Here is an 11,416-nt window from a genome sequence, read left to right as displayed (position 1 = left end):
GCGCAGGACGAGCCCGCCGGGTCCGCTGCCCCGGACCGTCCGCAGGTCGAGACCGCGCTCCCGGGCCAGCCGGCGCACCAGCGGGGAGATCACCGGCACCGGCCCGGCCGGCCCGCCGTCCGGCCGGGGCACCGCCACGACGGCCGCGGCCGCGGGCGGGCCGGTGCGGATCCGCCGGCGCCGGGCCGCGGGCGCCGACGTCCCGTAGCCGACCAGCACGCTGCCGGAGTCCCCGGCGGCCGGCTCCTCCTCCTCGGCGCCCCGCCGCTCACGGACCGACACCAGCGGCTGCCCCACGTCCAGGCTGTCACCGGCCCGGCCCCACAGCCGGACCACGACCCCCGGGTACGGGCACGGGACCTCCACCACGGCCTTGGCGGTCTCCACCTCCACCACCGGCTGGTCGACGTGGACCTGGTCCCCCTCGGCGACCAGCCACCGTACGATCTCCGCCTCCGTGAGGCCCTCGCCCAGGTCCGGCAGGACGAACTCGCGCGTGGTCGTGGTCATGCGCCCTCCCCGGGCGTGCCGTCCGGCCACTGCAGCCGGTCGACGGCGTCCAGCACCCGGTCGACGTCCGGCAGATGGTGCCGCTCCAGCATCGGCGGCGGGTAGGGGATGTCGAAGCCGGTGACCCGCAGCACCGGCGCCTCCAGGTGGTGGAAGCAGCGCTCGGTGACCCGCGCGGCGATTTCGGCGCCGAAGCCCGCGAAGCCCTGGGCCTCGTGCACGACGACGGCCCGGCCGGTGCGCCGGACACTGGCGCACACCGTCTCGTCGTCGAAGGGCACCAGGCTGCGCAGGTCCACCACCTCCAGCTGCCGGCCCTCGGCCGCCGCCGCCTCCGCGGCCGCCAGGCAGACCGGCAGCGAAGGCCCGTACGTGATCAGGGTGGCCGAGGTGCCGGCCCGCCGGACCGCGGCCCGGCCCGGCCCGGGCAGGGCGGCCGAACGGTCGACGTCGCCCTTCGACCAGTACAGGCGCTTGGGTTCGAGGAAGACGACCGGGTCGTCCGAGGCGATCGCCGCGCGCAGCAGGCCGTAGGCGTCGGGCACGGTGGCCGGCGTGACCACGTGCAGCCCGGGGGTGTGCGCGTAGTACGCCTCCGAGGCGTCGCTGTGGTGCTCGACGCCGCCGATCCCGCCGCCGTAGGGGATGCGGACGGTGATCGGCATGGGCAGGGCGCCGCGGGTGCGGTTGCGCATCTTGGCGACATGGCTGACGAGTTGCTCGAACGCCGGGTACGCGAAGGCGTCGAACTGCATCTCCACGACGGGACGCAGCCCGTACATGGCCATGCCGACGGCGGTGCCCAGGATGCCGGCCTCGGCGAGCGGGGTGTCGGCGACCCGGGCGTCGCCGAACTCGGCGGCCAGACCGTCCGTGACCCGGAACACGCCGCCCAGCGGGCCGATGTCCTCACCCATCAGATGGACCCGGTCGTCATCGGCCAGCGCGTCGTGCAGGGCCAGGTTGAGGGCCTTGGACAGCGTCACCTGCTCGATGCCCGCCCCGGCGGCGGACCGCGTGGCGGGCGCGGCGGCGGTCACTGCGCGGCCCCCTCGGCCGCGGCGTCGGCCGCCAACTCGGCGATCAGCATGTCGCGTTGCTCCTCCAGCTGGGGAGTGCGCCGGGCGTAGACGTGCGCGAACAGGTCCAGGGCGTCGGGCGCCGGCTCCTTCGCGAGCCGGGCCCGCAGCTCCGCGGCCATCTCCTCGGCCTCCCGCCGGACGCGGTCGACGCCGGCGTCGTCCAGCAGCCCGCGCTCGCGCAGATGCCGTTCCATCCGGTCCACCGGGTCCCGGCGGCGCCAGAACTCCACCTCGGCCGCGTTGCGGTAGCGGGTGGCGTCGTCGGCGTTGGTGTGCGCGTCCAGGCGGTAGGTCACCGCCTCGACGAGGGTCGGCCCACCGCCCGCGCGGGCCCGGTCCGCGGCCTGCCGCACGGTCCGGTGGACGGCCGCCGCGTCGTTGCCGTCGACCAGCACCCCGGGCATGCCGTAGCCGACCGCCTTGTGCGCCAGGCTCGGGGCCGCGGACTGCCGGGCCACCGGCACGGAGATCGCGTACCCGTTGTTCTGCACCAGGAAGACCACCGGCGCGCGGTACACGGCCGCGAAGTTCAGCGCCTCGTGGAAGTCGCCCTCGCTGGTGCCCCCGTCCCCGGTCAGTGCGAGGACGGCCAGCGCGTCACCGCGCAGCGCGGCGGCGTGGGCCAGCCCCACCGCGTGCAGCGTCTGGGTGGCCAGCGGCGTGCACAGCGGCGCCACCCGCCGCTCGTGCGGGTCGTACCCGCTGTGCCAGTCGCCCCGCAGCAGGGTCAGCACCTCCACCGGGTCGACGCCCCGCACCAGCAGGGCCAGGGTGTCCCGGTAGGTGGGGAAGACCCAGTCCCGCTCGTCGAGGGCCAGCACGGCCCCGGCCTCGCAGGCCTCCTGCCCCGTGGTCGACGGGTAGACCGCCAGCCTGCCCTGCTTGGTCAGCGCGGTCGCCTGCTGGTTGTAACGGCGCCCGCGCACCAACTGCCGGTACAGCTCCAGCAGCAACGCGTCGTCGAGGTCGCGGGTGCCGGCCGGGTCGTCGATGAGGGTCAGCGGTTCCAGGGCGGGCAGCATGGCCGCCGCCCCGGCCGCACCGACACCCGGCGGATCGAGAACGGTCATGGAATCGGGGCTCCTTGGGCCGGTGGACTGGGGCCGGCGGCTCCCGGGCACGCGCCCGCGACCGGGAGCCGGCGTCTTCCGCACCAGCATTCGCGGCGGGACGCGGCGACGGCAGTCGGCCGATACGGCTAGTACCTCGTACCTACTCCCAACAGGCGACTGGCGGCCCCCTGGCCCGGACTCCACGCTGAAGTCACGTCCGCCGTGTCGCAGACCGCGGCTCCCCGCCAGCCAGGAGGCTCCCCCATGAGCAGCACGACCACGTCCCGACTCGTCGTCGGCGACCGGTTCCGCGACTTCGCCGAGGCCGTCGGCGCCGACACCTTCTCCTCGCTCACCCGCGCGCTCGACGCCGGCGACCTGGACGCCGTCGACGGACCGGTGCGCGTGGTCACCGGCCAGGGCGTCGGCCCGTTCGAGGTCTCCTGCCTCCAGGACGCCATCGCCCGCCGGCGGCTGGCCGACCGCGTCGCCCTGGTGCACACCGCCGGGGAACCCGCGGGCCGCCACGAACTGCACAAGGCCCGCGAGGACAACGTGCTGGTGGCCGGCCTCGCACAGGTCGACGACACCACCTACGAGGCTCAGCTGCGGCTGCACGACCACAACGAACTCCTCGTCGACGTGCAGGACCGCGTGCACGTGCAGGGCATGGTGGCCGTCGAGGCGGCCCGCCAGATGTTCCTCGCCGTGGTGGAGCGCTACTTCACGGCCCGCTGGCCGCAGCAGCGCTACTACATCGTGCTGAACTCGATGAACACCACGTTCTCCAACTTCCTCTTCCCGGTCGGCGCCACCCTGCGGCTCACCGTGGACGCCTCGGACCTGTCGGAGCCGAGCCGGCTCACCGTCCGCACCACGGTGGTGGTCGAGCAGGCCGGCCGGGCCGCCGCCAGTGTCACCGTCGACGCCGCCGCGTTCGCTCCCGGACTGCTGGAGGACAAGGAACTGCGCCGGGCCAAAAGCGCCGTGGCGAGTACGGTGGACGCCGCGCTCGCCACCGCGTGACATGAAGACGCCGGTACCGGACACCCACCCGCGTCCCGCGCCGGGACGTGTCCCGGGCCCGTGGCGGCTGACGTACCTGGGGCCGGAGGGCACCTTCACCGAACGGGCGCTGCGCACCCTCCCGGAGGCCGCCGGCTCCCGGCTGCTGCCGGCCGCCACGGCCGCCCGAGCCCTGGAGCTGGTGCACCGGGGCGACGCCGACGCCGCGATGCTGCCCGTGCACAACACGGTGGCCGGACCGGTCGGGGACACGGTGCGCGCGCTCGCCGAGGCACCCGCGCCGGCCGTCCTGCGCGAGGCCGTGCTCACCATCGACTTCGCCCTGCTGGTCCGTCCCGGCACCCCGCTCGCCGCCGTCCGCACGGTGAGCGGCCACCCGCACGCCGGGGCGCAGGTCGGCCGCTGGCTGGCCGGCCGGCTGCCCCGGGCCCGCTGGCTGCCGGCGCCGTCCAACGCCGAGGCCGCGCGCCGGGTCCGGGACGGCGCGTGCGACGCCGCGGTGGCCGGTGCCTTCACCGCCGCCCACTACGGCCTGCGGGCGCTGGCCGCCGGCATCCAGGACACCGCCGGCGCGGTCACCCGGTTCCTGCTGTGCGCGCGCTTCGGCACATCCGTCGTCCCGCCGTTGCGGCCGGCCGACCGCACCTCGCTGGTCGGCCGGCTGCCGGGCCCGCCGGACGCCCTCGGCGCCCTCCTGGACGACCTGCGGCGCCACCCCTTCCTGCGGGGCGTGTCCCTGCACACCGTGCCCGACGGCCGCGGCGGCTCGGTGCTGTTCGCGGACTGCCCGGGCAGCGCCGAACAGCCCGCGACCGCCCGCGCGGTCGGACTGCTGCGGCTGCGGCTGCCCGGACTGCGGTCCCTGGGGTCGTACGCCTCGGCGCCCCCCGCCTCACCGCCGTACGAACGGAGACCGACGACCATGCACAGCGAGACCACCGCCACCGCCGGCGAAGCCGCGCCCAGGGACATCGACCGGCTGCGGGAGCGGATCGACGACCTGGACCGCTCCCTGATCGGCACGCTGAAGCAGCGGCTGGAGACCTCCCGGGAGATCCAGCGCATCCGTACCGGCGGGGGCGGCGCCCCGCTGGACTCCGGACGCGAGCGGTCCATCCGGGGCCGGTACGCCGAGGAACTGGGGGAGGGCGGGGCGGGCCTCGCCGAGGCGCTGCTGGAGATGTGCCGGGGGCGGTCACCGCGGTGAGTCCGGCACCGGGGACGGCGGCCCCGTCCCGCCGCCCGCGTCGCGGTCGTGAGGATGTCCTCGCGGCCGCGACGGCCCTGTTTCACGAACGGGGCCACGACGCGACGAGCATGAGCGACATCGCCGGCCGCCTCGGCGTCACCAAGGCGGCGCTGTACCGCCATGTACGGGGACGGGCCGAGGTGCTGCGCGAGGTCACCGGTCCGGTCCGCGCGCGCCTGCGGTCGCTGCCGGCCGTCAGCGCCGCCGGGGACGGCCGCTCGCCGGTGGCCGAACTCACCGTCCTGCTGGACGCGTTGGCCCGGGCGGCGGCGGCCGACCCGGTCCGGCACGCGGTGTTCTGGGGGGTGGGCGGCACCCCGAGCCCGGACGCCGCGGACGCCGGGTGCCGGGCCCTTGTGGCCGGCCGGCTGGCCCAGTTGCTGGCGCGGGCGGCCGGCCGGGGCGAGACACCGCGCGACCTCGATCCGGCGGTCACCGCGCACCTGCTGCTGGGCGCGGTCGTCGGCATGGCCGTCAGCACGGCGGCGGACGCGGAGGGCCAGGGGGAGGGTGAGGGGGCAGGGGCCGGGGAGTCACCCCCGGCCGTCGACGTCCCCCACGACGTCCCCCACGACGTCCCCCACGACGTCCCCCACGACGTCCCCCGCGACGTCCCCCTGGACGGCCTGCTCGACGTCCTCCTCGGCGGTCTGCTCCGGCAGCCGGCCGGCCCGCGGCGCACCTGAGCGCGGCGCGGCGGACGGGGACGCCGGGCGGGTGAGCGCGGCCCGTACGGCCCCGCGCAGCCACCCGTGCACGGGCTCGGACTCGTGCCGCGGGTGCCATGCCTGGCAGACGCTGATGGGCTCGGTGCCCACCGGCAGGTCGAACAGCTCGACGTTCACCGACCGTCGCGCGCCGGCGGCGACCGAGCGGGGCATCGCGGTCACCAGGTCGCCGGTCGGGATCATCAGCAGCGCCTCGCCGTAGTTCGCCACGGACGCGATCACCTCCCGGCGCAGCCCGAGGGCGTGCAGCGCGGTGTCGATGGGCCCCGCCATCCGGCCCTTGCGGGAGACGCTGACGTGCCGCACCGAGGCGAACGCCGCCGCGGTCACCTCCGCGGCCAGCAGCGGGTGGCCGGCCCGCGCCACGCCCACGAACCGATCCTCGAACAGCGGCTCGATCCGCAGCTCCGGGCTGGGTTCGTCAATGACGCCGACCTCGATGTCCACGGCGCCCTCGCGCAGCGGCGCGCTGCCGTGGGTGTTCTCCACCGTGAACGCGAACCGGGCCAGCGGCACCTCCGCGCCCGCCCGGCTCAGCAGCGCCGGCGCCAGCACCGCCGCGTACGCCTCGTCCGCCACGATGGTCAGCGTCCGGCTGACCCGGGACAGGTCCTGCTGCCGGCTCGGGCTGAGCAGTGACTCCGCCTGCCACATCAACGCCCGTACCTTCGGCCGGAGTTCCAGCGCCCGGGGGGTGGGCACCAGGCCCCGCCCGGCGCGGACCAGGACCGGGTCGCCGAGGGCGCGGCGGATCCTGGCCAGCGTCCGGCTCATGGCGGCCGGGGACAGCGCCAGCCGTTCCGCCGCGCCCGTGACACTTCCCTCCTGCAACAGCGCGTCCAGGGCCGGCAGCAGCCGCAGGTCCACGTTCGTCCCGGGCCGGCCGGACAGTTCATCGGCCCAGCCGTCCTGATGGCCGTCGACGCCGGTCTCGCTCAATGCTTCCCCTTGGTGGTGCCGTGGTCGTCGTGCCTCGGTCGCAGCCACAGTACGGCCGCGAAGACCGCCGGGAGCAGTACTCGGCCATTTCCGCCGGCGGCACCGGAGAGAAATGCGAACGGCTCGGCACATTCAGTGGCGTTGCGATATGGATGCCGCGGCTCGATCCCTGCGGACCGGCTGCGAAAAAGGGGCGTTCTTGGGCAAGACTTTCGAATTGGTCATGATAAATGACTGAATCAAAAGACCGGGCGCTCACCAGGTAGAACGCGCTGAGCAGGCGATTGTCCGGTCAGTGAAATACTTGCAGGATGCATTTGCTTGAAGCGGAATCAATGATTTCCCCAAATGTGCGACGGAACTCGTTCAAAAGGCAACTTGTCGTTGCGAAGTAACTCACGTTTAATCTCCGACTGCCCCTTCGATGCATATACTGTTTTCGCAACGAGCAATCGTTGGCGGGTGATGGCCATGCATGGCAGGGGGAAGAAAATGGTTAGCGCATCTCGTCCGACAACGCTCACCCCGCGGGAGCGTCAAGTCCTCGACGGGATCAAGGAGGGGAACTCGAACAGGATGGTGGCGCGCTTACTGGGAATATCCGAGCGAACCGTCAAGGTCCATCTGCATTCGATATTCATCAAGTTGGGCGCGGAGTCCCGTACCGAGGCTGTCATCGAGGGGATAAGGAGCGGCTGCATCACCCTGCACTGACCACGTGCGGCGGGCCGACAGCTCGCGGGCCAGCGCGAGCGTGAACCGGGCCGTGGTGTGCAGCAGTTCCCTGTCGATCGGCGCACCGAACACCAGCACCCGGAGGTACAGCGGGCCGAGCGCGAGGTCGACGAGGTGATCGAGACCGCGGTCGTCGACCCTGATCTCCTCGCCGGCGAGGAGATCACGCAGTCCGGCGACGTCCCGCTCCCGCTGCTCCCGCAGGAACCCGGCCCGCAGCGCCGCCGCGGTGTCGTCGTCGAGCTGGGCGTGGCCGAGCAGGGCCTGGAGCACCTGGCCGGCCGGCTCCTGGAAGAAGTCGGCCACCCGCCGCAGATGGGCCGCGAGCGCTTCCTCCGCGTCGGCACCCGCGCTCACGTGCCACATCAGGGCGTCGCGGGCGTCGTCGGTGAGGGTGTCGAGGAGGATGTCGACCTTCGACTTCCACCAGCGGTAGATCGTCTGCTTGGCCACGCCGGCGCGCTGGGCGATGCCCTCGATGGTCAGGGCGGCGAACCCCCGCTCGACCAGCAGGTCGTCCGCGGCGTTCAGCACGGCCAGCCGTACGCTCTCGCTGCGGCGGGGACCGGTCCGGCTGATGACCGTGGTCTTCGCCGCGGCCGGTGGTGGTTTCCGCGTGGTACCGATGGCTCCGTCAACCCTTCACGTCGTGTCCGTCGCGGTGATTCTGGCACAGCGGGGTCCGCTCAGGAGGCCCTGCGGCCCGTCCGTACCAGGCTGAGCAGCACCCCGAGGCAGAGCGCGGCGACCACCGCGCTGAACGTCTCGCCGGCGGGGCGCAGGCTGGTCTCGCGGATCAGGACGCCCACGCCGATCGCGGGCACCGCCAGCATCGAGTAGAGGATGGCGAAGAAGGTGGACACGGACGCGCCGCGGTGCTGCGGGGCGCTGCGGGTGGTGATGGTGCCGATGCCGTGGCCGACGGCGATGCCGGTGGCCAGTCCGTTGACGGTGGCGCCGGCGAGCAGCGGGGCCAGGGTGCTGGTGGCCATCGCGGCGGCGATCAGGCCGGCCGCGACGATCAGGCCCAGACAGGCCACGGGCAGGGCGGTGCCGGGCTTGAGGGTGCGGACGAGGAACTGGCCGAGCGCGGTGCACGCGAAGGCGACGAAGACGACCAGACCGGTCAGCGAATGGCTGGACTCGTGCAGAACGGTGCCCAGGAACAGGCCCGTCACGGCGGTCAGGACACCGAGCACGGCGAAGCCGGCGCCCGCGGCCATCGCCGACCGCAGGAAGTCGGACCGGATCTCGCCCGGGACGTGCAGCGGCTGCAACTCGAGGGAGAACCGGGACCGGTGGGCCGAACTCTCGCCGTTCAGCAGCACGCCGAGGGCGGCGACGGCGGCGAGGACCAGCATGACGATCCAGGGGGTGCGCAGCGGGGACGGCGCGAGGTCCGCCAGGATGCCCGCCAGCAGGGTGCCGCAGGCGAGCCCGCCCATGTTCGCGAGCAGGGCGACCGTGGCCGGCTTCACCCGGCTGTGCTGCCCGAGCCGCTCGGTGAGCGATGCCGTCGCGGCGCCGGTCACCAGCGCGGCGGAGAAGCCGGAGACGATCCGGGCGACGATCATGGCGGCGACGTTCTGCGCCAGCAGGAACACCACCGCCGCCAGTACGGACAGCAGGGTGGCGGCGACCAGCACGGGCCGGCGTCCCACCTGGTCCGAGAGCCGGCCGAAGACCAGCAGTCCGAGGACGACGCCCAGCGCGTAGACGGCGAAGACCACGGTCACGGTGAACGGAGTGAAGCCGAACTCGTCGCCGTAGAGCGGGTACAGGGGGGTGGGCGCGGTGGTGCCCGCCATGGTGATCCAGAAGGCGAAGGCCACGCTGAACACGGCGAGGCCGGCACCACGTGCGGTCGGTGGTGCGCCGGTCCGGTCGCCGGCGCGAACGGTCGAGTTCCCCACTGCGGTGGCCTCTCATGAGCGATGGAAGAGCGGAAGGAGCGAAACGATCACGAGGCACAGGCAAGACGTGCGAATGCGCGCGCCGGTGTGCGCACGCTCATGACAAGACTTACCGTTGCGTCTATTGGAGAGCCTAGACCAGACGGCGCGTCTATTCAATGGCCGCCTACGGATGCGCGGCGGCCGAACAAGTGGGTCGATCCCCGTGGTGTTGCGCAGATCCGCAGCCCCGAGCACGCATGCTGGCGGTCGCAGGGGGAGAAATGTTCGACTGGCCCCTGACGGGGGCATGACGACCAACTGGCCCGGACGGTTCTCTCAGGAGGTGCAGGTGCGGATGCGTCACCCGGTCGCACGGAAACTCACGGTACTGGCGGTCTCGGCCGCCGTCGTCTCAGTAGGGGCGGCGGCACCGCCCACCGGACAGCACAGCGGCGCGGAACCGGTGAAGACGCCGGTCGCCACCGGTTACGGCGGCGCTGTCGCCAGCGTCGACGCGGACGCCACCGCCGTCGGCATCGAGGTGCTGCGCAAGGGCGGCAACGCGGTCGACGCCGCCGTGGCCACCGCCGCCGCGCTCGGCGTCACCGAGCCCTACTCGGCCGGCGTCGGCGGCGGCGGCTACTTCGTCTACTACGACGCCAAGTCCCGTACGGTACGCACCATCGACGGCCGGGAGACCGCGCCGCTGACCGCCGACGCGGGCCTGTTCACGGAGGACGGCGCGGCGATCCCGTTCGCCGACGCGGTCAGCAGCGGTCTGGCCGTCGGCACCCCGGGCACCCCCGCCACCTGGCAGACGGCCCTCGACAAGTGGGGCAGCCGGAGCCTTGGCACGGTACTGGCCCCGGCCGAGCGCCTGGCCCAGCACGGCTTCACCGTCGACGAGACCTTCCGCTCCCAGACCGCCGCCAACGAGACCCGGTTCCGCTACTTCCCCGACACCGCCGAGCTGTTCCTGCCCGGCGGCGAACTCCCGGCCGTCGGCGCCACCTTCAAGAACCCCGACCTGGCACGCACCTACCGGGAACTGGCCCGTAAGGGCGTCGGCGCGATCTACCACGGCGACCTCGGCGAGGACATCCTCGCCACCGTCAACAAGCCGCCGGTGGACCCCGACTCGGGCTGGCACGCACGCCCCGGCGACCTGACGAAGCGGGACCTCGCCGCCTACCGCGCCAAGCTCCAGCCGCCGACCAAGACCTCCTACCGGGGCCTGGACGTCTACTCCATCGCCCCGTCCTCCTCCGGCGGCACCACGGTCGGCGAGGCCCTCAACATCCTGGAACGCACCGACCTGTCCAAGGCGAGCAAGGCCGAGTACCTGCACCGCTTCATCGAGGCCAGCCGGATCGCCTTCGCCGACCGGGGGCGCTGGGTCGGCGACCCCGCCGTCGAGGACGTACCGACGAAGGAACTGCTCTCGCAGCGGTACGCCGACTCGCGGGAGTGCCTGATCAGCGACGACGCGGTACTCACCAGCCCGCTCGCGCCCGGCGACCCGCGCGACCCGGCGGCCTGCGCGACGGGCGGCACGGCGGCGCCGACGACGTACGAGGGCGAGAACACCACCCACCTGACGACCGCCGACAAGTGGGGCAACGTCGTCGCCTACACGCTCACCATCGAGCAGACCGGCGGCAGCGGCATCACCGTGCCCGGCCGCGGCTTCCTGCTCAACAACGAGCTGACGGACTTCTCCTTCACCGCCGCCGACCCGGCGGTGCCCGACCCGAACCTGCCCGGTCCCGGCAAGCGGCCCCGGTCCTCGATCGCGCCCACCATCGTGCTGGACCGGCACGACCGGCCGGTGGTCGCGGTCGGCTCACCCGGTGGCGCGACCATCATCACCACCGTGCTCCAGACCCTGACCGGTTTCCTGGACCGGGACCTGCCGCTGGTCGACGCGATCGCCGCGCCGCGCGCCAGTCAGCGCAACGCCGCGCAGACGGAACTGGAACCCGGGCTGTACGACAGTGCCCTCCGGGCGGAGCTTGAGGGGCTCGGGCATTCGTTCAAGGTGAACGCCGAGATCGGCGCGGCTACCGGGGTGCAGCGGTTGCCCGACGGGCGGTGGCTCGCGGCTGCGGAGAAGGAACGCCGTGGTGGGGGAGCCGCGATGGTGGTGAGGCCCACCGGGTGAGTGGTTTGGTGCGGCGCCGTCGTGGCTGGGCGCGCAGTT

General features: G+C 73.5%; 9 protein-coding genes and 2 pseudogenes. 5 read left to right on the top strand and 6 right to left on the bottom strand.

Annotated features, from left to right (window positions below; genetic code table 11):
• From ACTT8P_RS12815 to pdhA, 3 genes are all read right to left on the bottom strand, one after another.
• Nucleotides 1-510: biotin/lipoyl-containing protein (locus tag ACTT8P_RS12815; RefSeq protein ID WP_442831726.1), on the bottom strand; the 510-nt coding region annotated here is incomplete at its 3' end.
• Nucleotides 507-1,505 carry an alpha-ketoacid dehydrogenase subunit beta gene (locus ACTT8P_RS12810; RefSeq protein WP_442831731.1) on the bottom strand — a complete coding sequence of 333 codons (999 nt, stop codon included), beginning with the start codon at nt 1,503-1,505 and terminating at the stop codon, nt 507-509. The genes ACTT8P_RS12810 and ACTT8P_RS12815, both read right to left, overlap by 4 nt.
• A gap of 41 nt (nt 1,506-1,546) precedes the next feature.
• A complete protein-coding gene (pdhA, locus tag ACTT8P_RS12805) occupies nt 1,547-2,662 on the bottom strand; it encodes a pyruvate dehydrogenase (acetyl-transferring) E1 component subunit alpha (RefSeq protein ID WP_442831725.1) in 1,116 nt (371 codons plus the stop codon).
• 246 nt (nt 2,663-2,908) lie between these two features.
• Between pdhA and ACTT8P_RS12800 the strand changes: the two genes are divergently transcribed.
• The 3 genes and pseudogenes from ACTT8P_RS12800 to ACTT8P_RS12790 form a co-directional block, all read left to right on the top strand.
• On the top strand, nt 2,909-3,670 hold the full coding sequence (locus ACTT8P_RS12800; RefSeq protein ID WP_442831724.1) for an AfsA-related hotdog domain-containing protein: 762 nt from the start codon (nt 2,909-2,911) through the stop codon (nt 3,668-3,670).
• Between the two features lies 1 nt (nt 3,671).
• Nucleotides 3,672-4,877, top strand: a complete 1,206-nt coding sequence (locus ACTT8P_RS12795; RefSeq protein WP_442831723.1) for a chorismate mutase — start codon at nt 3,672-3,674, stop codon at nt 4,875-4,877.
• Nucleotides 4,853-5,062: pseudogene (locus tag ACTT8P_RS12790) on the top strand (helix-turn-helix domain-containing protein); the annotation flags it as partial. The gene ACTT8P_RS12795 and the pseudogene ACTT8P_RS12790, both read left to right, overlap by 25 nt.
• A gap of 390 nt (nt 5,063-5,452) precedes the next feature.
• Here ACTT8P_RS12790 and ACTT8P_RS12785 read toward each other — a convergent pair.
• The gene (locus ACTT8P_RS12785; RefSeq protein ID WP_442831722.1) at nt 5,453-6,586 is read right to left on the bottom strand and encodes a LysR family transcriptional regulator; all 1,134 of its coding nucleotides are present in this window, start codon (nt 6,584-6,586) and stop codon (nt 5,453-5,455) included.
• Between the two features lie 348 nt (nt 6,587-6,934).
• Here ACTT8P_RS12785 and ACTT8P_RS12780 point away from each other — a divergent pair.
• Nucleotides 6,935-7,204 (top strand): annotated as a pseudogene (locus ACTT8P_RS12780) (LuxR C-terminal-related transcriptional regulator); the annotation flags it as partial.
• Here ACTT8P_RS12780 and ACTT8P_RS12775 read toward each other — a convergent pair.
• Complete coding sequence (locus ACTT8P_RS12775; protein WP_442831721.1) at nt 7,175-7,855, bottom strand: TetR/AcrR family transcriptional regulator; 681 nt, start codon at nt 7,853-7,855, stop codon at nt 7,175-7,177. The pseudogene ACTT8P_RS12780 and the gene ACTT8P_RS12775 sit on opposite strands and share 30 nt — an antisense overlap.
• A 152-nt stretch (nt 7,856-8,007) precedes the next feature.
• A complete protein-coding gene (locus tag ACTT8P_RS12770) occupies nt 8,008-9,162 on the bottom strand; it encodes an MFS transporter (protein ID WP_442831720.1) in 1,155 nt (384 codons plus the stop codon).
• 409 nt (nt 9,163-9,571) lie between these two features.
• On the opposite strand from ACTT8P_RS12770, the gene ggt reads away from it, so the two are divergent.
• Nucleotides 9,572-11,377: a gamma-glutamyltransferase gene (gene ggt, locus ACTT8P_RS12765; protein ID WP_442831719.1), complete on the top strand. Its 1,806-nt coding sequence runs from the start codon at nt 9,572-9,574 to the stop codon at nt 11,375-11,377.
• The last annotated feature ends 39 nt before the right edge of the window (nt 11,378-11,416 follow it).

It is taken from the genome of Streptomyces sp. JW3, from assembly GCF_052216785.1.
Lineage (GTDB): Bacteria > Actinomycetota > Actinomycetes > Streptomycetales > Streptomycetaceae > Streptomyces.
This window is presented reverse-complemented; position numbering and strand designations above follow the sequence as displayed.